At 39.2% G+C, this 21,512-nt stretch carries 19 protein-coding genes; 6 read left to right on the top strand and 13 right to left on the bottom strand.

Annotated features, from left to right (window positions below):
* Window positions 1–399: 399 nt before the first annotated feature.
* From ACFQZ9_RS01070 to ACFQZ9_RS01115, 10 genes are all read right to left on the bottom strand, one after another.
* Window positions 400–3,606: an AAA family ATPase gene (locus ACFQZ9_RS01070; protein ID WP_498941927.1), complete on the bottom strand. Its 3,207-nt coding sequence runs from the start codon at window positions 3,604–3,606 to the stop codon at window positions 400–402.
* A complete protein-coding gene (locus ACFQZ9_RS01075) occupies window positions 3,603–4,301 on the bottom strand; it encodes a hypothetical protein (protein WP_498942582.1) in 699 nt (232 codons plus the stop codon). Before ACFQZ9_RS01075 ends, ACFQZ9_RS01070 begins: the two co-directional genes overlap by 4 nt.
* Window positions 4,246–5,673 (bottom strand): hypothetical protein, encoded by a 1,428-nt coding sequence (locus ACFQZ9_RS01080; protein WP_498941928.1) that lies wholly within the window; start codon window positions 5,671–5,673, stop codon window positions 4,246–4,248. The genes ACFQZ9_RS01075 and ACFQZ9_RS01080 overlap by 56 nt, the downstream gene beginning before the upstream one ends.
* Complete coding sequence (locus tag ACFQZ9_RS01085; protein ID WP_498941929.1) at window positions 5,649–6,953, bottom strand: DUF2399 domain-containing protein; 1,305 nt, start codon at window positions 6,951–6,953, stop codon at window positions 5,649–5,651. Before ACFQZ9_RS01085 ends, ACFQZ9_RS01080 begins: the two co-directional genes overlap by 25 nt.
* Window positions 6,954–7,207: 254 nt before the next feature.
* A complete protein-coding gene (locus ACFQZ9_RS01090; RefSeq protein ID WP_498941930.1) occupies window positions 7,208–8,140 on the bottom strand; it encodes a hypothetical protein in 933 nt (310 codons plus the stop codon).
* Between the two features lie 65 nt (window positions 8,141–8,205).
* Window positions 8,206–8,394, bottom strand: a complete 189-nt coding sequence (locus ACFQZ9_RS01095; RefSeq protein WP_498941931.1) for a hypothetical protein — start codon at window positions 8,392–8,394, stop codon at window positions 8,206–8,208.
* Between the two features lie 17 nt (window positions 8,395–8,411).
* Complete coding sequence (locus ACFQZ9_RS01100) at window positions 8,412–9,404, bottom strand: hypothetical protein (protein WP_498941932.1); 993 nt, start codon at window positions 9,402–9,404, stop codon at window positions 8,412–8,414.
* Window positions 9,405–9,685: 281 nt separating this feature from the next.
* Window positions 9,686–10,768, bottom strand: a complete 1,083-nt coding sequence (cysP, locus tag ACFQZ9_RS01105) for an inorganic phosphate transporter (protein ID WP_498941933.1) — start codon at window positions 10,766–10,768, stop codon at window positions 9,686–9,688.
* Between the two features lie 209 nt (window positions 10,769–10,977).
* Window positions 10,978–11,481 (bottom strand): hypothetical protein, encoded by a 504-nt coding sequence (locus ACFQZ9_RS01110; RefSeq protein WP_498941934.1) that lies wholly within the window; start codon window positions 11,479–11,481, stop codon window positions 10,978–10,980.
* Window positions 11,482–11,607: 126 nt separating this feature from the next.
* On the bottom strand, window positions 11,608–12,189 hold the full coding sequence (locus ACFQZ9_RS01115) for a hypothetical protein (protein WP_498941935.1): 582 nt from the start codon (window positions 12,187–12,189) through the stop codon (window positions 11,608–11,610).
* Window positions 12,190–12,380: 191 nt separating this feature from the next.
* Between ACFQZ9_RS01115 and ACFQZ9_RS01120 the strand changes: the two genes are divergently transcribed.
* The 6 genes from ACFQZ9_RS01120 (at window position 12,381) to ACFQZ9_RS01145 (ending at window position 19,380) form a co-directional block, all read left to right on the top strand.
* The gene (locus ACFQZ9_RS01120) at window positions 12,381–13,949 is read left to right on the top strand and encodes a spore germination protein (protein WP_498941936.1); all 1,569 of its coding nucleotides are present in this window, start codon (window positions 12,381–12,383) and stop codon (window positions 13,947–13,949) included.
* Window positions 13,950–15,137: a Ger(x)C family spore germination protein gene (locus ACFQZ9_RS01125; protein ID WP_498941937.1), complete on the top strand. Its 1,188-nt coding sequence runs from the start codon at window positions 13,950–13,952 to the stop codon at window positions 15,135–15,137.
* Window positions 15,134–15,361: a hypothetical protein gene (locus tag ACFQZ9_RS01130; RefSeq protein WP_498941938.1), complete on the top strand. Its 228-nt coding sequence runs from the start codon at window positions 15,134–15,136 to the stop codon at window positions 15,359–15,361. Before ACFQZ9_RS01125 ends, ACFQZ9_RS01130 begins: the two co-directional genes overlap by 4 nt.
* A gap of 36 nt (window positions 15,362–15,397) precedes the next feature.
* Window positions 15,398–16,480: a GerAB/ArcD/ProY family transporter gene (locus tag ACFQZ9_RS01135; RefSeq protein WP_498941939.1), complete on the top strand. Its 1,083-nt coding sequence runs from the start codon at window positions 15,398–15,400 to the stop codon at window positions 16,478–16,480.
* Window positions 16,481–16,643: 163 nt separating this feature from the next.
* Window positions 16,644–18,032 (top strand): TldD/PmbA family protein, encoded by a 1,389-nt coding sequence (locus tag ACFQZ9_RS01140; RefSeq protein WP_498941940.1) that lies wholly within the window; start codon window positions 16,644–16,646, stop codon window positions 18,030–18,032.
* 4 nt (window positions 18,033–18,036) lie between these two features.
* Window positions 18,037–19,380: a TldD/PmbA family protein gene (locus ACFQZ9_RS01145; RefSeq protein WP_498941941.1), complete on the top strand. Its 1,344-nt coding sequence runs from the start codon at window positions 18,037–18,039 to the stop codon at window positions 19,378–19,380.
* A gap of 99 nt (window positions 19,381–19,479) precedes the next feature.
* Here the strand turns inward: ACFQZ9_RS01145 and ACFQZ9_RS01150 are convergent, their stop codons facing one another.
* From ACFQZ9_RS01150 to ACFQZ9_RS01160, 3 genes are all read right to left on the bottom strand, one after another.
* Window positions 19,480–20,388: a TIGR01777 family oxidoreductase gene (locus ACFQZ9_RS01150; RefSeq protein WP_498941942.1), complete on the bottom strand. Its 909-nt coding sequence runs from the start codon at window positions 20,386–20,388 to the stop codon at window positions 19,480–19,482.
* An 80-nt stretch (window positions 20,389–20,468) separates the two neighbouring features.
* Window positions 20,469–20,894: a DEAD/DEAH box helicase family protein gene (locus tag ACFQZ9_RS01155; protein WP_498941943.1), complete on the bottom strand. Its 426-nt coding sequence runs from the start codon at window positions 20,892–20,894 to the stop codon at window positions 20,469–20,471.
* Window positions 20,895–20,985: 91 nt separating this feature from the next.
* Entirely contained in the window at window positions 20,986–21,507 is a 522-nt protein-coding gene (locus ACFQZ9_RS01160; RefSeq protein WP_498941944.1) for a DUF2179 domain-containing protein, read from the bottom strand.
* Window positions 21,508–21,512: the final 5 nt, after the last annotated feature.

Consider the following 21,512-nt stretch of genomic DNA (forward strand, 5'->3'; position numbering starts at 1 on the left):
GCTCATAGTGCCCGTTTCTTGGGAAAATCAAGGTCCGCTGGCACTGACAAGGCCTCATAGTGCCCGTTTCTTGGAATAATCAAGCTCTACGGGCACTGACAAGGCCTTATAGTTCCCGTTCAGATGATAAATCAAGCTCCGCGGGCACTGACAAGGCCTCATAGTTCCCGTTCAGGTGAAAAGTCAAGCTCCGCAGGCACTGACAGGGCCTCATAGTTCCCGTTCAGGTGAAAAGTCAAGCTCTGTGGGCACTGACGAGGGCCTCATAGTTCCCGTTCAGGTGATAAATAAAGCTCCTTGGGCACTGACAAGGACCAATAGTGCCCGTTCAGGTGAAAAGTAAGCTCTGTGGGTACTGATAAAAATCTTCCGAAAAAAAAGCAAACCGTCAATTACCAACTAACTCATCGCCTTAACAATTCCCACAACCCTACTCTTAGGGACCGTTGGATCATGTTGAACCACAAATGCTTTCGTGAATCGGTCTAAATACGACTCTTCATGTGACTTAGGCGTGAGAATAATAAGCTTACGTTTTAGCTCATTTACATACAGATCAAACACTTTTACCTTCCGATGCTCATCCAATGCACTATCAAACTCATCCAGCACAATAAACCCAGGAGTAGTCTGGAGATTTTGTAAAAGAGCAAGTGCAAATAGTAAGGAACTCAAAGATTCCTCTCCCCCTGAAACCCCTTTTCCCACTCTTCCACCCCGTGCTTTAATACTAACATCCTCCATGGCACCGCGATGCCCTTCTTTGCGAGCTTTTATATACAAATGAAAGTGGGTCCGTTTTCTCCTGTCTTCATAGGACTCCCAACTAATTTCTCCCTCGAACTGGAACTGGCTCATATAGGCTTTAAAACGCTGCTGCAGCTCGAGGACGCGCATGTTAATCGTGGTTTCCAATTGATCTTTCAGGTATTCGGTCCTTTCTTTATCTTCATCAAGTAGGATCTTCATCCGTTTATACTCAGAATCCAATCGCTCATATTCAGATTTTAGCGTATCATAATTCTCCTGTGCGGCCGGATCAATCCCAGCCTCAGTTCTAGCATTCTCAAACATAACCTTACCATTCTCACAGCTCTTCTTGATTTGCGGAACAGATGGGAAGGACTCACCCATAGGTATATCGCTGGCCTCCGCATAAATTGCAGGGATTAGTTTTTGTAAGTCCACTAGGTCATTGATCACTTGTACAAGTTCTAATTGAATAGATTCCTTGTCCTCACTGTAATTCTTTTTTTGTTTTTCAATGATTGCTATTTTTCGTCCTGCGTCCTCCAGAGCCCCATTCCATTTGGTAATTTCCCGTTCAGTTTTGTTAATGGAGTTTTCTACCAGATTAAAGTCATCATTCAAACGATCAATCTTTCGTTTAACATTTCGTAGAAGTTCAGTTTCTTGATTGTATTGAACTTGTAAACGGTTCCGTTCCTCATACTTGTCCTTCATTTTTCCAAGTTCATCGTATATGTTTGCTTCTTCTACTAAAATGGTCTTTAAAGTTTCTTGCTGTATTTGCTGGCGCATTAATTTTTCCAGCTCTTGTTTAATTTCAATGGTTATTCCTTCAATTGAATTTCTTAACTGCAATTCTTCTTTCAATCTGTTTTTCTTTACTATTCTTTCATACTCATTTGTCATAAAGGCTTCGGATTCTCTTACTTGATGAATAATACTATTTAACTCTTGAATCGTTTTTGTTTCAGCAGTTATATTTTCATCCAATCGTTCTAGTTTTTGAGAAAGACTCATCACCAGATTTTCGACTTCCTGCTTGCGGACCTTTAAAGCCTTCTCACTTAAAATAAATCGTTCTTTCTCCTGTGGCCCACGGATTCCCATAGGGTCGATAAGAGAACCATTTTTGATTGAAAAAGTGCTCCCTTTGAAAAATTGCTCCACCCACCAAAGAGCTTTCATCGCAAAGGTTAGAACTTCCTCATCTAATCCATCCTTCACCTGCAAGTGAAGAGAAGATAATTTTGTCACCACCCGGTCCGGAACTACCATCATTAATGGCACATGATATAAATCGTTAGGTGGAGCAATTGCTGTCCCATTGAAAAAGATGGTATATTTTATAGCATTAAATAATTGTTCATCTTTTGGCTGTGCGAGCTCATCCAGTTCCAAAAGTTCACGAAGTGCATAGGCTTTCATATTTAAGGCATTAAAAAATTTAATAGACTCCACTTGCCTAATTGAATAATCGCGGTCCTCATAAAGTAGCTTTAATTCCTCTTTCAAGTCTTTTAGTTTTAGAGAATCATTGAAATGATTTCCTTTATTAGCTAATACATTTACTTCAAGTGATTCGATCCTCCGTTGAACCTCATGGCTGCTGGTATACTGTTGTAAACGATCACGATGGACTTGCTCGAATTCTTCCTCTATTTCAATTTCCTGTTGAATTCGAGCGATCCGTTCAACCTGTTTCTTCCATTCCATTTCTTTTTGGTCTAAATGTTCTTGATTTTGTCTAAAAGCGATGTTTGTTTGTTCTTGTTCTACTAAAAGCTTCCCGAGTGTTGTTTTTACTTCTTCCTCAGTCCGTGTGACTTGATTTTTTCGTTTCGTTATCGCTTCTAATTCACGATCTAATTCTTCCATTCGAAATTGGAGATTTTTTATCTTTTCAACCAATTGATCCCGCTTTAGCTCTGAATCGCCAATCGTCATTTCTATTTGATTACGCTTTGCTTTTGTCACTTGAAGCTGTTCCTCGCCATGCTCTTTTAAGCCTTTTTTGATTGACAAATCATCCCTTGCCACTAAAATTTCTTCTTCTAAACCTAAAACAACTTCTTCTAATCTCTTAATTTCCTTTTTATAATGCGCCTCCAATTGAAGAAGGGAAACCGTATAAAGCTTGCCGCCATCGTTCAAGCGCTTTTGATTATCTAAAAATCGATCCAAGGCCGCCCTCGACATGGAAAGTTCCGTTTTTCTTATCTTCACATTCGACTCTGCAGCACGGAGGGACTCCTCGCTGTCCTTTACCTTTTCCATACTCTCTTCCCAATCACGCTGCACCTGATCAATACCATGCATTTCGCTAAAAATGCGAAACCGTTCCTCAGGATTCATCACAGCGAATTGGTTTACTTCCTGTTGATACCAAATTAAATAGAAGAGATCCGGATCAACTTTGTATTTATATTGAAGATCCCTTTTATAAGCGGTAAAGTTGTAAAACCGGTCTCCAGAGGTATATTTGATCGTTTCTTCCCATTCATCAATGGTGTCGCCGGTAGAAATAAGAAACTCTTTTTTCATCGGCTGGCCCGGATCCTGAATAATTTTTAAACCGAACTCTACAAATCCAGGGGCATCAATTTTCATGGAACCCTCATTTTTGAAAAGTAGAGATATCTTAGCCTTCCACGTCTGGTCCGCTGGTAAATTTCGTGATTTTAACCCTTCGACATCCACCTTGGAAGAATATAAAACGGCCCCCATACAAAAAGTGATGGTTGATTTACCTGCTCCATTTGGCCCGGTGATCATTACATGGTCTTTTTCTCCGGATAAATCTAACAAAGTTGGCGGGTAATCGCGAATACCCGAGAAGGTTAGTCTCCAAGGAATCATTCAACATCATCCTTTTGATAAAGATTATAACGCTTGAAAAATTTCAGTACTTCTTCTTTGTTTAATTGATTGGATTGACTAAATTCAGCGGTTCTTCTTAAAAAAGAATCTGTGAACATATGAACGCCAATTGCGGTAATTTGATAGGCTTTTTCCTGTGAATTCGTATCATATTCCTCAATGGCCCCAATTTTTTTTAACGGATCAATATTCACTAGTAATCTCTGGTTGGCTTTCGTTGTTTCATGGCCAAAGGCATTAAGCAGCTGGTCAAACAAAGTAAATTCATGCTGCAGTACCTCCTGCTGATAAAACATATAAAGGAGTACAGCCAAACTTTCCTTTGTTAACGTATTACGGGCAGCTCTTGCAGGGACGCGCATCATGACAATGACTTGGTCACGGCGTTCATCATAAATGACTTTCATGTAACGGCTCACTGCTTGGTTGACTCTTATGAGAAAAGAATGGAATTTTTCATTCTTTCCTTGAATGTGCAATTGTTTTTCTACCTCTTTTCGCGGGAGTCCGAAGTTTCCGGACCGGATAGAGGCGGAAGAGGAAAAAAGAATGTTCATGAACGTTAATTCTTCTTCTTCCGTTAAGAACCCCTTTAAGGATTGCATCACATTAAGGGGATTAACGTTCATCTGATTGTTCTCGTTTGTTTCTATTTCTGATAATGTTGGATCCATCGTCACGATTCATCCACTCCCATTTTCGATCATAGTTCGGTATCTCCACCTTTTCTACAGGTTTTGATACAGATATTTTTTTGTTACCAACCAAGGCTGCAACGGCTGTAATGGCATTTACCGCATCACTCCAACCGGTGGAAGTTGCCTCGATCACCAGCTGTTCCATTGGAGCTTCCTCATGTTCTTTTAAGTAATTTTCAATCGCTTCCGTTTCAATCATCGATTTCATCAGCTTCCACTGGCTTTCCCCCATGAACTCTTCCATATCACCCTCTGAAATGACCTCTGTCGTATAATCAAGTTCCTCTTCTATTTCATCAATAGGGTCTGCCATCGGTTCATAGGTTTCGAGATATTGAACGGCATCCTCTATCGCAGCTGGCCCAATTGGTGCTGCAAGCTTTACTGGCACCCATAACCCATCTATCGCCTCGTCTTCATGCTGTCCCTGTTCCATAAAACTAAATAATTGATAAACATTGGGTACATCGGAATCAAGCGGAGGATCATACATTTGCGTGATAAAGGCCCGGACCTTTTCAGGCTGAATGGTCGAGGATAACGGTGTTTTTTGCATATGGGTAAATCTCAAATATTTGTTTATCATCCCTAAGCTTAAGTTCGTACCCTCAGCAAGGACCGCTGTCCCTTTTTGCATTAAATGGGATAGAACTAAACTCTCTTCAACGGTTTGAAACTGTCTAAAGCGCTCCTGTAGTTTACCTTCGAGCTCCTGCATTAATCGGTGAATCACTTCCAGCTGTGGGAGCGCATTCCGATCTGCGAGCATTTCCAATTCCCGTTCCTTCATGATTTGAATCGCATTTTCTACATTGCGGATCATACTAGCAATCTTGTTACCGCCAGAGATTCCATGATCATCATAGGCCTCACTTAATTCAGCATCCCGCCGCGCCTGAAAAAGCGAGCGGCCAATATCGTCATGCATATAGTAAGCCAATGAATCATTGGCCAAACGGATCAATGCATCCATCATTCGCTTTCCAACATCACGCATTTTCAACTGTCTCGAGGTTTTCGAAATCCAATTATATTTAACGAGAACATTGACGATTTGCTCCACTTTTTTCTTAGTTGGCGGCTCGGGGTCGGTATAGCGGTTTCGATATCGATAGTAAACCGTTTCAGCATTTTCAATTGGATCATCTAAACCAAGGGCTTCCTCATTAATCAATTGAATGATTTTTAGAAAACGTAAAATTTCCGCGGGTGATTGATAATTGTTTTGTGACCCTAAATCACAGAGGACACCGGATAAGGAGGCAATATCTTTTAGAGATTGCAGAACTTCAGGATTTGATTCATCTGATTGAAATATGGAAATCATTGAAGAATCCACTTTGTCCATTCTTCTACACCTCCTAATACTTGTTCTTGTTCCATTCTTGTTTCGTTCAATAAGGATTCCATGTAGGTTTCATAATCATGCCAGTTTGTATTGACCTCTGAATCATGCCGAACCCACTTAATGGTGCCAGTGTATTTTTCCGAAACAGTAAGATAGGCTTCTTTGGCAATTTGTAATCCATCCGGGTCGTAATCGGTCCAAATCAATACTTGCGCTACCTCTCCATTTGTTAATAGCTGTTTAATACAATGCTTATGCGAAGACCTGAGATGCCCATCAACACATAGTACAAGAGATTCGGTATCATGGAGAAAGTTTTTCTTAGCTGCCATTCGAGTCAAGATAGCCCGATTTTCTACAAGCCAAAGAGTTGTCGAGTTAGTAGTATAATTCTCGATAGAGATCGCTATGTCCGTTAAGGAATGGACAGGACCATATCGGTAAGTAGAATAACTTCCGCTTATATGCCCTGAAAAGTAAAGCGGAGTGATTCTACCAAGACTTGTCATTCCCATCAAGGAAACAGGACAACCGGCCCATGCTTCTAAAAGATTGATAAATTCATCCTTATAGCGGTCGAATTCCTTGGAGCCGCCGATTTCTTGAAAATATTCAGCGCCGATCTCCTTCCAGTCAAATTCTTCTTTCATAAAAGAAATTTGTAAAAAAGCACAAATAAAATGGAGGAATTTCATACGCTTAGCGAAAGACCAGCTGGCTAAAAAATAGCTTGATTCCTTTAATTCCTTAGAAGTAATTTTCACTAGCTCCTTGATTCTCGATAAGCATGCAAAAAAACCCCTTTCCCGATGTGGGGTAAAAGTAGGGATGGATCTTAATGCGGAGATGTTCTTCTTCCAGCTGCTAAACTCGTTTTCTATTTTATCTTCTTCTCTTTGAATTTGTTCTTGTGCATATTTATATAGAGGAAAACCCATGCGAAAATATTGTGAATCCACCGTTTTACCGTCTTTTTTAAAACGAATTTCCTTTAAAATCAAACCTTGTTGGAACCATTTTAATGTGTTGGGATCATTCTCTTTTAAATGTAGCTTCTTTCTTGGTGTTACTGACGATAACAATTCTCCCATATTGCTAGATTCAAGGTTTGGAGGGTTACAAGTAAGTGTTAATAACCCAACTACTCGGTAGGTTCGTTCTGTTTGTTTTACAATCTGAATTTCCCAAACAGGTGCATTGTTTTCATTGATGGCCAAATCCAAACGCTCGCCACTTTTTAATAAAAATTGATTGAGATATTGAATTTCTTCTTGATTCATCTTATTATTCTCCAATTAATTGTTTAACTCTATTTTACCAAAGTATCGGGATTGCTGCTGAAGGTAAAAATTATGAAAAAGGATTGCATTCTTTTTCATAAAGAACCCATTCCTATCCGCCAAATAATAAAATTAAAAAGTTTGTTCATTCATGCCATCGTGCTGGATTTTTATTATTTAATGTCAACTTATAGCGGTCATCATAAAATCCCTTTCGACTTACGAGAGGGATTTTATGGAAAAAGGATTTATAATTAATTTAAGGGGATTCCTGTCCGCTTCTTCGAATATAGTGTCCAAAGTCTAGCGCCATTCGGACCACTTGCATAGCCAAAACATAGTTCTAACGCTGTGATGTTTCCAGAATCATCTTTTGTTGGTATCATAAATAATCCTTCTGGCTCCCGATAATCTAGGGTCCGATATGCTTGTGAATGATTATAATCGACCATCACTCCTGAACTCCAATCAACTTGAGTAATATGATGATTCCCAACCAATTTAATCGGTGTCCCATCTGGATAAAAACCGCCGTTTTCAGTAATATCCGTTGGGCTAAACAAATCAGCGTTATGGTATGCTGTTCCATGTTGGGTATATAAGTAATTACCAAATAAGCTCATCCCTTGATTTGATAGTGGTGATTTTACTTGAATGGGATTTCCGTTACTATTCACTTCCCACCAATTAATAACTGGATAAAGAAATGAATTTAATAACGAAAATGTTGGTTTATTTCCAACATATGAAATTTGGAAAATAGCTACATAATACTTCCCATTATTAAGATGATCTTTATACTTTATTGCCATACGATGAAACTCGTTATCAATGCTAATAGAGAGATTCGTATAATTTACTCCAATGGTCCCAAAAAAATCTATAGGATTGAATACATGAATATCAGGGCTATCAGGAGTATAGCTGCCATCTTTGTAAATAAATCGGCATAATGCATCTCCAGCAACATCATACCGTTTTGATGAAAGGGTTTTAACTGTATCGATTACTTCTGAGAGGCAGTCTGTCCAAAGATAGGCACCATCAGGAGCGTATTCTATCGCGATTTGAGATCCATGACCAAAACCAAAAGCTCTAAAATTGTCATTTATTCCTTCATAAAATCGGCCAGGACTTGACTCATAGCTATTTTTGAAATGGTGATGGTTAAGATACATCGTACCCAATAGATTTCCAGTAGCATCAAGCTTATTGATAACAAGATCTCCGTGTTCAGCACCTCGATCACCAGCTAAACTTTATTTCGGCATTGTGCAACATATAGAATAGGGTTTTCTAACTTTCCTCTATAATCAACCGCAAAGGATTGTCCAACAGTAACTTGACTTAGAGCTTTTTTCTTAATTCCTGAGTGTATACCAAACTTAACATTGTAAGAAGCAAAATCTGGATCTACATATAAATTTGCAGGATTTTGCACAATAATTTCTTTCCTCCTTAAGGCAATGCCCATGAAATATCTGTTGCCCATTGCATAAATGGCGTTCCATCTTCTAAGTCAACTGCAGTAACGGGAGAACTTTGCAAATATCCTGCCAGCTGATTCCATCCGGAATTTTGACCACTTGGTGGATTAGTAGTATTATCTGCAGCAAATTCTGTTAAAACCCCGTAGATGCTAAGCGGTTTTTGATAGGTTTGATGAGAATAAAGATCCAAATTAAACCACTGTGCTGCTTGAGTTCCAGCCGTTGTATAAATTTCGGGTAAAACAAAAGAAAACTGAGTATTGGTCACTGGATTAATTCCACCATCGGAAACATACCAAATATCATTAAGTGTCCATCCATTGTTTCCCGTACCTGAAATATACGTAGTTCTCCCTTTAGATGCTTGTGGCATCCCACCAGCGTCTCCAAAATTACATAGCTGGTTGTCTGTTGTGCTTCGATACCCATCCACCCATGCTCGTGTAACATTGGGTGAGTTCCATCCTGTCTCCATATCATTTGCCCCAACTACTTGGATTGAAAGATATCGTGTATCCGTTAATGCTTTATTTAGCACATAGGTGTTAATTGAGTTGATCATATTCCCCCATGCTTGACCATGTTCTTTTGTCACTTGGCTCCCATAATTTGTTGTTCCAACTGCAATGGTGATGGAGTACGATATAGTGGATTGGAAGGTTGCAATAAAAGAATCGATAAATTGTTCCACTCCACTTGCAATCTCATTTGTTGATGTAAAAGTTGTAGAGTTAAATAACGACGCACCATACGTTCTAAATTTATTTTTCTTAACACGTTGGGTTTGAACGGTTGGTTTGCCAAAATCAAGGATAATGATTTCATTTAAAAAAGTTAGGGATGGGTTGTTTGTAAGATTTGTTTGACTTTGGGCTGCCAAATCTTCCCCGTAACCTGGTAGATACGAAAGGCTTTTAATGTAGTGACTGGTGGTATAAAAGCCTGGAAACGAACTTGCCATTTTCCTAATTTTTCTCCTTTCTAAAATAAAAAAACTATCAAACAATGCTTGTCTGATAGTTTTATACTATAGTAATCTAGTGAAATAGTTCTGGTGATATAGTACAAATAATAGCCCGTTTTATACATTTAAATGTCGATAGTATGAATTTCTTTCAACCTGATGCACCCTATTTTCCCCATTACTTGTTTGATTCTATTTTAGGAAAATATTCCGGATGTTGCTGAAGGTAATAATTATAAAAAAAGCTACAGCCAATTCCTGACTATAGCTTTAATCAATTATATTCCCCCGCCCTCATCATGGGTCGTACTGTTCTCCTTTCGGACGTTGGAATACAGACTTAATACGCCTAATCCCGCAATAAAGGTACTCAAGATGATGAAAATATTATACATATTGCCTTGTATAAAGAGATTAACGAGCAGATAGGAAATCACCAGGGACGCGAGCGGTGAAATCAACCATACCTTTAAGATCTTTTGGATGACAGATTTTTGCCAAATCCCAAACCCTTTTTGGGATACGCCTATTCCTAAAATCCCGCAAGTGGTTACCTGTGTCAGCGGAATTGGCAACCCAAATAGTGAGGCAACCGTCACAAGCGCTCCTCCTGTAAACGAAACGGCGCTGCCTTCTAATAGCGAGAGTTTGGTAATTTTCTTTCCGTTTGTTTCAATAACTCTACCACCCAATAATATGGCGCCTATAGCAACAAATAGTCCGCCAATCCAAATTCCCTTATTTGCAGACAGCATTCCAGCACCGACAAGTGGTCCAACGGCGTTAGCTACATTATTCATTCCGGCAGAAAAAGCTTCAAAACAGCCTCCTATTACGAGTAAGATTGCCAGCCATTTTTTCCATTTTCCGTGTTTGGTCAGCCCAATCCACCGCTTTTCAGCTTTGGAAATTAGTTTTCCAAGGAAAAATGTGATAAAGAATGAGACGAGTGGAACAATGACCCAAAATGCGACAATAACTATAAGGCTATCAAAATACAATTTTTTATAAGCAATTCCGGCACCGACGATCGCGCCAACTGTCACCTCACTGGTTGATAGCGGGATTCCCATTAGATTGGCGATAAATAAGGTTAACGTTGCTCCGCAAAGAATAAGGGCGACCATTTCAATGCTGAGGATCGAAGTCGGAATAATTCCTTTCCCAATTGTTTTGACGACTTCGCCACCACCAAGTACTGCGCCAAGATAGGCAGCTAGTGCCACAAGAATCATCGCCAATCGCTTATTTTTTATGGCCCCTGCCCCATACGGAGAACCCATGGATGCAGCTGTCCCGCTGGCCCCGATATTCATGGCAAAAAAGAATGCGATGATAAATGCTATGTATGTCCAAAACATTTCAATCTCCCCTTATGTTTCATTTTAAAATTCCTAATGTTTTGAACTTTAATCCATACTATTCAGATAGGAATAATTTATATGAAGATTATTATACATTCCCATTCAGCAATAATCAATTAGGAAAATTCAAATGTTGGGGAATTTTTTAAAAATAACATAAAAAAAACACGCTTTAATCAGCGTGCTATAACTCTATTTTAATAAATTTATTTAAGATCCTGCTTTTTCCTAAAATCACAAATGAATTCCTTAAACAATTCATTTAAGCTCGCTTTTTTTTGCGCTTTTAACCATTCGACTTGGTCAATTGGCAGCTTTAGTTTTAAACTAATATCTTCGTTCGGCATTTCCACTTTTCTGATTTCTTCTATTGTTATACCCTCTTCAATATTCGGAAACCAGGAATCATTTTCGTTTACTCGATGGAAATCTTCATACTCATCAATAGCATCTAGTTCGCAGAACAAATTAAGCTGCGGCAATCCCCCTGACAGGATTTTGACATGCATAATTGAATTTATGATTCTACCATCCTCTAATTCTATTTCAATTATAAGGGTTTCTTCTTTTTTATACTTTTTTACAGCAACTTCACTGACAATCAAGTCAAACTCAAGAGTAATTCCTGTGCTGCTTTCAAAAATATAAATGGCACTTTTAAAAACGTGGATCCCCTCACCATCCACCTTTACTGACTTTACACGAACCATAAACAATTCCTCCATACAGCTATTCCATCCAATTGCATTTGATAAATCTAATTTTATAACAAAAAATGATGCTTCTTCAAAGAAAAAATAAAAACCTCACTAGGGCTAGTGAGGAATTTTAAAAAACTATTTATCAAAAAAAGTACTATTCGATGTTGTAATCTTAATAGATGCTCGGTTTAAAATGATTTTTGACACAATAAACCCAAGAATAATGGCTACTACTAGAGTAATGATGGAGCCCACTAAAGCGATTTTCATTGCCATTAAAAATAGTATGGCAAGTGTCAGCATCGTCATGATCAAAACAGAATTCCAAAGGACACGGTCTCTGACTTTTTCAATTAAACCCGGAGAAGGGACATCATTGGTTTCAGTACTTACAGCGCTTAATACCGCTTTTAAACGGCGCAAATTAATGATTGGGCCCATAAACGTCATAATGATTAATGCTGCAAGCGAAAAATCAACCCACGGTTTCCCCCATCCCCATGTAGAAATCACAAGGTATAGGCCAGGCAGTAGAATCAAAATAACACTAAAAGGCAGCAGACCATCAAGTTTCACAGCTAATGCAGACCAAATCCGTATGTTTTCCGTTTTTGTAGAATGGAGCATGGCGATCATCGCCGTTAAGGTGATTCCTACTGCAGCAAACATGATGACTGCACCTAAAATATGTAGAAATAAAACAAAGTTGTACAACAAAACCCCAAATCCTCCTTTTGTATGATTACTTTTTAATTATATATAACATCTTTATGGTAGAAAAGTCCCTTTTCTAAAAAATGTATTTTTACCAAAATAGCGCCACTGTATGAATAAAAGCCCAGCTGCTTTGCATAGTAATTCTTTCTCAGGAAAAAATAGGCTTGAATACATTCAAGGGGAATCAACGGATGAATTTTTTGGGTAAAAATTACAAATTTCCTAAACGCCAAATGGATGAATTACTTTACAAATTTCCTGAAGTTCCACTAAGTCCAGAGTTGAAAGAAAATATAGAAATACTAAAATCTTCTTATCGTGATTGCTCAGATGTTGTCTTTCGCGAATTTATGATTGGCAGCCAAATAAATGCCGTTCTTCTTTACATAGATGGGCTCTCCAATACGGAAGAAATTGATCAACATGTATTGATTCCGCTTAAACGAATGAAAAACTTAAATCAAGATACACTGATTGAAATGTTTAAACATGAAATTACTGTTTCAGATTCAAAGGAAGTCTATTCAATTTCAGATATTTTCAAGCAAGTTTCAATTGGGAACCCGATTATTTTAATAGAAAAACAAACAAATGGAATTTCACTAGGGTTACCGAAGTGGGAAAAACGAGGAATTGAGGAACCTGTTGCAGAGTCGGTAGTTCGCGGACCTCGGGAAGGATTTGTGGAAACCTTAAGAGTCAATACTTCCCTTTTACGAAGAAAAATTCGCCACCCGGCATTAAAAATGAAACAGATGGAAATTGGCCGATTAACAGAAACACAAGTAATCGTTGCCTATATTGAAGGCGTTGCACAGAACAATTTAATCCAAGAGGTAACAAATAGAATTAAACGAATTGATATTGATGGCATCTTAGAAAGCGGGTATATCGAGGAAATGATCCAAGATAAGCCCTTTTCTCCTTTCCCGCAAATGTTAACGACGGAACGTCCGGATGTTGCGGCCTCTTGCCTTTTAGAAGGACGTGTTGTCATCTTGATTGATGGTACTCCCTTCACACTGATTGCTCCATGTACGTTTGCGACCATGTTACAAGCACCTGAAGATTACTATAATTCTTTTTACATAAGCACCTTGATCCGTTGGCTGCGTTATGTTTTCTTTTTCGTCGCTTTGCTTGCACCATCAGCATATGTAGCGATTTTAACCTATCATCAAGAAATGATTCCAACCTCCCTTCTCTTAACCATTGCTGAAAGTCGGGAACAAATCCCCTTTCCTGCATTGATTGAGGCATTTATCATGGAAATCACCTTTGAAGCACTGCGTGAGGCTGGTGTAAGATTGCCAAAACAAGTAGGTGCTGCTGTAAGTATTGTTGGAGCACTTGTCATTGGACAAGCCGCAACTTCAGCTGGGCTTGTTTCCTCACCGATGGTAATGGTTGTTGCGATTACAGGGGTGGCGTCGTTTTTGATGCCGAGATATGCAACTGGAGTATCGATTCGTTTACTCCGCTTTCCAATTATGATTTTATCCGGCATATTAGGTTTATTGGGCGTAATGCTTGGCATTACAGCGATTGTCGCACACCTTTGCACCCTCCGTTCTTTTGGAGTTCCATACTTAAATTCAACTGCAACATTTAAAATTCAAAATTTCAAAGATGTACTCATTCGGGCACCTTGGTGGGCATTGGATAAACGTCCCGAATTTTATTCATCTGAAGCTGGTACCCTAAGGCGCCAATCACCCGATCAAAAGCCTGGTCCAAGCAAAGGTGGAGAGGAAAGTTGAGTGGTACCATTGTTTAAAAAGAAAAATTTAAACCTTATCATATGCTTGACTTTATTATTCCTAACAGGATGCTGGGACCGAACTGAGGTAAATAATCTTGCGCTTATTATGGCCGCTGGCATTGATAAAGGTAAAAATAATATGATAGAACTTTCTGTCCAAGTATTTATCCCAAGACCAGCGGAAAGTGATCAACAAAACGGCATGTCAAGCGGAACCAACAGCAGTCAAACATTCGTTCGATCCGCTGAAGGAGAAACCATTGCGGATGCGATGGCCCGTCTTCAAGAGGTGCTTACAAGACGGATCTTTTGGGGCCAAAATGAGGTGCTCGTGATTGGCGAGAAACTTGCCAAAGAAGGGGTAAGTGATCAAATTGATTTTTGGCTACGGCATTCAGAGCCTCGTATTAGTGCTGATGTTTTTATCTCAAAAGGAAGAGCCAAGCGGGTTTTAGAGTCGATGCCTGAATTGGAAAGAGACTCAGCAAAACAACTTCACGAATTGGTAAAAACTCAAATCGGTGTGAAAGTAACCGTGAAAGATTTGGCACAAATGTTATCTGGAGAGTCTGACGCTGCCGTTCTTCCTTGGGTTGAAAAATTGCCTGCAGCGCACCTTGGTTCTAATAAGAGGGATACTCCATTCATTAATGGGGTAGCCATATTTAAAGGAGATAAGATGGTCGGACGCTTGGATGCTAAAGCAACAAGAGGGATTCTTTGGCCAAGAAATGAAATGAGGTCTGGTGTTATTACGCTTTCCTTAAAAAACAAATCAGGCTATATCTCCTTAAATTTGTTAAGAAGCCAAAATGAGTTGGTTCCCACCATCACAAATGGAAAATGGAGTATGCTCATTAAAACAGATACGGCTCTTGAGGTAATTCAAAATACTACAAACCTTAATTTATTTCAGCCAGAAATTATAAAAGAAGCAGAGCAAAGGGCTAGTCAGGAAATCGAGGATCGGGAACGATTGGCTTTTTCTGAAGCACAGAAAAAATTAAATGCTGATATTTTTGGGTTTGCTGAAGCGTTCCAACGAGAATATCCCGAAGTCTGGAAAACAAAGAAAAACGAATGGGATGAGATTTTCAGGCAAGTAGACATTTCCTTTCATACAAATGTAACGATAGAAAAAACCGGTTTAGCAACCGGTAAAAGAAACAGAGGTGAGACACAATGAAGACGCTAGAAATATTAGGAGTAACAACCCTTTTGTTGCTTATCTATCTTTTTGAACGGCCGAAATTGAAGGATAACGGACTAAAGGTACAAATGACTTTTTGCGCGTTTTTGCTCTTTGACTGGATTCTCGCAGCAATTCTCATATTATTTCCTAAGATACCTGGGCCTGGGCAAGTCATTGACATTATTTATAAATCTATTGGAGTTTTTTGGGAAACATAACACACTATTACCACCTTTTAGAGGGGAATGAAAGGTATGCTTGAAAAAGGTAGGATTTCCTACTTGCAAATGACACTCATTATGTATGCGACCGTGGTCGCAACTGCCATTCTTTATATTCCATATATCACCGCACAGCATGCAAAGCGTGATTTATGGCTATCCCCTATTTGGGGTTCATTGAGTGGTTTTGTTATTGTATTGATTATCGTTAAACTTTATAGGCTTTACCCGAAGAAAACACTGATTGAATATAGTGAGCTCATTCTTGGTCGAACCTTTGGCAAAATAATTAGTTTCGTTTACTTGTTCTTTCTATTACATGATACAGCCATTGCATTTAGGGAATATGGTGAATTTATTGAAAGTGCCTTTTTGCATAAAACTCCGATGGTATTTGTAACCGCAAGTATTGCCCTCTCTTGCGCGATTGCAGTGAATGGAGGCATTGAAACAGTAGGAAGGTGTGCAACAATTTTTTTGCCAATCGTTTTGGCCCTTTATCTCTTGATTTATGTTTTTTTAATTCCTGATTTAAACTTTAAAAATTTATTTCCAATTATGCAAGATGGGTGGATGCCCTCTATTAAAGGCTCCCTTGCCCCACATGCATGGTTAAGTCAATTTTCATTGTTATCTTTCCTCCTGCCATTTTTAACGAATCAAAAAAAAGCAATGAAATGGGGAATGTTTTCCGTATTGGCATGTGTCCTGACAATGGTATTTATCAATCTTGGGAATCTTTTTTTATTTGGAGAAATTATTACAGATATTCAATTTCCAGTTTTTGAAGCGGCAAGATTTATTAGCATCGGTTCATTCTTTGAACATATTGAGTCCATTGTCATCGCCGTTTGGGTGCTTGGTGGTTTTGTACAGCTTTCCTCCTTTTTTTATATGCTTGTCCTTGGGACTGCTCAATGGCTGACATTGCCAAGTTATAAACAAATGGTACTTCCGATTGGGGTGCTAATTATCCTGTTTTCAGTCTGGTCTATCCCCTCATTTGATAAGATGATTCAAGGTATGAGCACAACTGTACCTTTTTACTTTTTAACGGTTCAACTTTTTATTCCAATTGTTCTCCTTATTGTTGCTTTTATCAGAAAGCACGATTAAAAATCCTTACTAGCAATCGTACTAGTGAGGATTTTTTGTGGGAAATAGTATATTATCTAAAAAAATCTATTTTTACCAAAATATCGCATTTCATTTGTATGATTAAGTGATTAACACATATAATCAAAGAGGATACAAATCTTTTAATACGAAGGGGGACCCTATGCTTAGTAAATCTTTAATTGAAGACGTACTCACAGCTGCTTTGTCTACCGGCGGTGACTTTTCTGAACTATTTGTGGAAGATCGTTTCACGAATAATATGTCGCTTAGAAGCGGGAAAGTAGAAACATGCCTCTCCGGCCGTGACTTTGGGATTGGCATCCGTGTTTTTAAAGGATTTCAGAGTGTTTATGCCTATACAACAGATTTCCGAAAAGACAGCCTTTTAAAGGCAGCCAAAAATGCGGCACAAGCCATTAGCGGAAATTCAATCATCCAACCTGCCCCTTTCATCCAAGAATCCTTCGAATCCAGTCATCCAGTTCACCTTCTGCCCCTCGAGGTAGATAAATCAAGAAAAATCACCATTATGAAAAATGCTTTTGATACAGCCAAAAACTATCATTCTAGTATTTCTCAAGTAACCGTCCGATATATGGATGAAGAACAAAATGTTCTCATTGCCAATTCCGAAGGGAAATTCATTGAAGATAAACGGGTCCGCGCAAGGCTTGCCATCCAGGCGGTAGCCGTGAGGGACAACCAAATGGAAACGGGCTTTTACGGACCAGGTGCCCACCAAGGCTTTGAATTTTTTGAAAACCTAAATATGGATCACTATGCAAGAGAGGCATCTCGAATGGCCGTGACGATGTTAGATGCCAGTCCATGTCCAAGCGGAAAATTCCCAGTGATTATTGATAATGAATTTGGCGGTGTTATTTTTCACGAGGCTTGCGGACATGGATTAGAAGCAACTGCTGTAGCGAAAAACAATTCCGTTTTCGCGAACCGCATAGGGGAACGGGTTGCTCCGGAAATCGTTACATATATTGATGACGGTACACTGCAAAATGAGTGGGGCTCGATCAATATTGATGATGAGGGTGAAAAAGCCCGAAAAAATATTCTCATCGAAAACGGTATTTTAAAATGCTATTTAATTGATAAGTTTAATTCACGAAGGATGGGAATGGAATCGACAGGATCTGGAAGAAGACAATCCTTCCGTTTTGCCCCAACCTCTCGGATGACCAACACGTATATTGCTCCGGGTAAATCAACACCAGAAGAAATCATTGCTAACACGGAACATGGTATTTATACAAAATATATGGGCGGCGGACAGGTCAATCCGGCGACAGGTGATTACAACTTTGCCGTTGCGGAAGCGTATGAAGTAAAAAATGGAAAACTCGGAAAGCCGCTAAAGGGAGCAACCTTAATCGGAAATGGTCCAAAAACCCTACAGCTTGTGGATATGGTTGGGAATAATTTGGGGCATGGTGCCGGGATGTGCGGTGCTTCAAGTGGTAGTATTCCAGTAAATGTTGGCCAACCAATGATTCGGGTAAGTGAAATGACGGTCGGCGGGACAAAGGGGGAATAAACGAATGAACATTCAAGAATTCCAAGCGAAGCTATTTTCACAAGCAGTATGCAGTGGTTTTACAGATGTTGAGATTTATTATGAAAACAAGGAAATATTCGGTTGTCAGGTTTTCAAAGGTGAAATCGACCAATACGAAATTGCAGAAGATAGCGGCGTTTCTTTCCGTGGAATCATTAATGGAAAAATGGGCTATGCCTATTCTGAGAAGTTAGATGATGCCTCGATCCTCTTTTTGATTGAAAATGCGAAGGAAAATGCTCGTATGGTGCAGGAGGATGATGGAGAAGAAATCTTTGCTGGAAGCGATCAGTATGAAAAAACCAGCTTTTACTCACCATCTTTAAATGAGGTTACCGCAGCTGAAAAAATTCAATTGATTAAAGAGATTGAACGTGAAATCTATGCGGTTGATCCAAGGATTTCGGCGACAGATTATTGTATGGTCAGAACAGAATCAGTTACAAAAAATTTAATGAATAATAAGGGCCTGTCCTTAAGCGATAAAATGAATCATTTAACCGTTATGGTCGAAGTAATTGTGAAAGATGACGAGGAAACGAAAACATCATTTGAATTTGTTGTTACCAAGGATTTTCATAGCTTGAATGCCAAGGAAATCGCCAAAAAAGCTGCAGATGAAGCACTCTCACAGCTAGGCTCAAGGAATATCGAATGCAGAAATTATCCGGTGCTTTTGAGAAATGACGCTGCAGCGCATCTGTTGGCGACTTATGCTGCTAATTTTTCTGCAGATAATACGCAAGCGGGGATTTCTTCATTAAAGGATAAGCTCGGGAAGCAAATTGCTACCGAGAAAATCACGATTGTCGATCATCCATTATTAAAGGATGGGTTAGCAAGTCGAACATTTGATAGCGAGGGAGTCGCTTCTACAAGATTGACATTGGTAGAGAACGGTGTTTTACATTCCCTGCTGCATAATCTGAAAACAGCCAAAAAGGATTCGACTGTTACAACCGGTCACGCCCATAAAGATTCTTATAAGAGTGCGGTCAAAGTAGGGCCATCGAATTTATATATCGAGCCTGCCCAGTCATCGTTTAATGATTTGCTTGCATCCGTGGGAGAAGGTGTTTTGATCACTGGTCTATCAGGCTTGCATTCTGGCGCGAATACAATTTCAGGTGATTTTTCACTTGCAGCGAATGGATTCTATGTGAAGGATGGCAAGATTGCCTTCCCGGTAAATCTAATGACGATTGCCGGAAATTTTTATCAGCTGCTACAGGACGTTGAAGAAATCGGCTCAGATTTAACCTTTCCGCTGACGCCAGTAGGATCCCCCTCGATATTGGTGAAGTCGTTGTCGGTAACAGTGGAATAATTTTGGGGGTCAGTTTTGAAGTAAGTCCCCCGCCGCGGTAATGCGGTGGGGGCTTACTTTTTTTTACGGGTATTCCCCCATTCCATTAGGAAGTAGGATTTAATTTACAGAATGGAATAAATCCCTTAAAGCAGATTCGAGTGTTGGAAACTTGAACTCAAACCCTTCATTTATCAAAATTTCAGGTAAAACATGTTGACCCTCAAGAACAAGCGAGCTTTTTTTTCCAAGGGCTGCCTTCATTAGAAAGGCGGGTACCGGAAACCAATGCGGACGATGTAAAACAGCTCCAACCTTCTTGCCGAAATCTTTCATCCTTTTTGGATTTGGTGCGGTAACATTAATAGGACCATTCAAACAATTGTTTTCAATCGCAAAAACAATTGATTGGACAACATCGGTTATATGTACCCATGAAACCCACTGCTCACCCGAACCGACTGTACCACCCATGAATAACCGATAAGGCAACGCCATAAGAGGAAGCGCTCCTCCCTCATTTCCCAGTACAACTCCAAATCTCATTAAGACTGTACGTATTCCTTTCTCCTTAATCGCAACCGCTTTTCTTTCCCAATCATGAACGGTTTGACCAAGAAAGTCATCGGCCACCTCCGTTGATTTTTCCGTATAAACAGTATCGAGGGACGGAGGATAAATTCCAATCGCACTTGCATTGATAAAAACAGATGGCTTTTCTGAAAAAGCCTCCACCATCCTTATCAATTCGTCGGTCGCTGTCATTCGACTTTGATAGATTTGTCGTTGGTGGTTTTCCGTCCAGCGGCCATCATTGATCGATACACCTGCAAGATTGATCACAACGTCTGCCCAGCCAATTTCCTTTTCTGGGTACGCCCCTTCCTCCAGCCATTGAACAAACTTTATGGTACCTTCCGACTGTTTCCCTTTTCTTGTCAAAATAATGATATCATGGCCCTTTTTAAAAAGAAGCTCCGTTAATTTTTGTCCAACAAACCCTGATCCGCCTGCAATAATAATCTTCATTGTTTCACTCCTATCAAGATTCAATTCTAATAGAATCTCTTTCTCTGTTTCCATTGTAAAATAAAAACAGCCGGCAACCATTATTTTTGCTGGCTATTTTTTCGTTCTTTTAGAATGGCTTGAATGATTTCAATATGAACAGCAGCCCACGATTTTTCGTAAAAGTGGATGATTACACTGTATAGAAGAATAACCAATGAAATAATCGCAAAAATCGCCCAAACATAACTATGGTCTTGAAAAACAAAATCTTGTAATTGTTTTGCAAATATGACTAATAGCCAGGGAATCGTTGAGACAAGAATCGGGATCATCCCCGACCCATTTTTCTCCTTAATCATACAATAATAAATTCTTTTTAAGGTCTCGGTATCAATACCATGATAAAAATTTTGGATTTCCTCTATTTCTAAAAGCCTTTTTAATTCTTTAAATGATGGATCATTTTTCGAGGCTTTTTTTAGTCTGAGGTAAATTTTATGGGCATCCCCGCGAAGTGAAAACATATTATTATCCTCTTTCTTCCAACAAAATTCCTTAGTTTAAGGCTTTGCAAATACAATTTTATTTATGCAAAATTATACTTTACTTGATTTGCTAAAAAGTTCCCTTTCCCCAATAACCCTCTTGGAAATTTTTTAGTTCATATGAAATGACAAAAGCATTCGGGGACATTTTATTTATCACTTTCACCACTTTTTGCTCGTACCTGCGTTTCACTAAAACTTGAATGATGGTTCGCCTTCCGCTTTTTTCATCAGCTGTCCAGGAAGCAACACCGTAACCTTGAGATTTCAGCGCGCGGGGAAGCTCAAAATCAAACGGATTGACAATGGCTTGTACGGTTACATAGCCCAAAGCCAGGTATTCTTCAATTTTTCCTCCCAAATAAACACCGAGGCCCCAACCCAAACAGTAGGCGATCATATTGATTGGATTTTTAAGGTTGTCCAGTACAATCGTTAAACCTACCAAATAAACATACACTTCCAACATCGAAATAATCGAGGCCCATACCTTTTGACCTTTGATCACTAGCAACATCCGTAATGTAAAGAATGTCACATAGAGAATATTAATCACAATAATAATGAAGATAATTGGTTCTAAGCCAAACAAAAAAA

The organism is Neobacillus sp. GCM10027624 (genome assembly GCF_042675345.1).
Lineage (GTDB): Bacteria > Bacillota > Bacilli > Bacillales > Cytobacillaceae > Neobacillus > Neobacillus cucumis_D.

Bases quoted from the DNA above. Each gene is read 5' to 3' on its own strand.
- ACFQZ9_RS01070 (WP_498941927.1), bottom strand. From the start codon at position 3,606: ATGATTCCTTGGAGACTAACCTTCTCGGGTATTCGCGATTACCCGCCA.
- ACFQZ9_RS01120 (WP_498941936.1), top strand. From the start codon at position 12,381: ATGAATTTTTTGGGTAAAAATTACAAATTTCCTAAACGCCAAATGGAT.
- ACFQZ9_RS01085 (WP_498941929.1), bottom strand. From the start codon at position 6,953: ATGAATCAAGAAGAAATTCAATATCTCAATCAATTTTTATTAAAAAGT.
- ACFQZ9_RS01145 (WP_498941941.1), top strand. From the start codon at position 18,037: ATGAACATTCAAGAATTCCAAGCGAAGCTATTTTCACAAGCAGTATGC.
- ACFQZ9_RS01100 (WP_498941932.1), bottom strand. From the start codon at position 9,404: ATGGCAAGTTCGTTTCCAGGCTTTTATACCACCAGTCACTACATTAAA.
- ACFQZ9_RS01080 (WP_498941928.1), bottom strand. From the start codon at position 5,673: ATGGACAAAGTGGATTCTTCAATGATTTCCATATTTCAATCAGATGAA.
- ACFQZ9_RS01135 (WP_498941939.1), top strand. From the start codon at position 15,398: ATGCTTGAAAAAGGTAGGATTTCCTACTTGCAAATGACACTCATTATG.
- ACFQZ9_RS01150 (WP_498941942.1), bottom strand. From the start codon at position 20,388: ATGAAGATTATTATTGCAGGCGGATCAGGGTTTGTTGGACAAAAATTA.
- ACFQZ9_RS01075 (WP_498942582.1), bottom strand. From the start codon at position 4,301: ATGGATCCAACATTATCAGAAATAGAAACAAACGAGAACAATCAGATG.
- ACFQZ9_RS01110 (WP_498941934.1), bottom strand. From the start codon at position 11,481: ATGGTTCGTGTAAAGTCAGTAAAGGTGGATGGTGAGGGGATCCACGTT.
- ACFQZ9_RS01130 (WP_498941938.1), top strand. From the start codon at position 15,134: ATGAAGACGCTAGAAATATTAGGAGTAACAACCCTTTTGTTGCTTATC.
- ACFQZ9_RS01140 (WP_498941940.1), top strand. From the start codon at position 16,644: ATGCTTAGTAAATCTTTAATTGAAGACGTACTCACAGCTGCTTTGTCT.
- cysP (WP_498941933.1), bottom strand. From the start codon at position 10,768: ATGTTTTGGACATACATAGCATTTATCATCGCATTCTTTTTTGCCATG.
- ACFQZ9_RS01155 (WP_498941943.1), bottom strand. From the start codon at position 20,894: ATGTTTTCACTTCGCGGGGATGCCCATAAAATTTACCTCAGACTAAAA.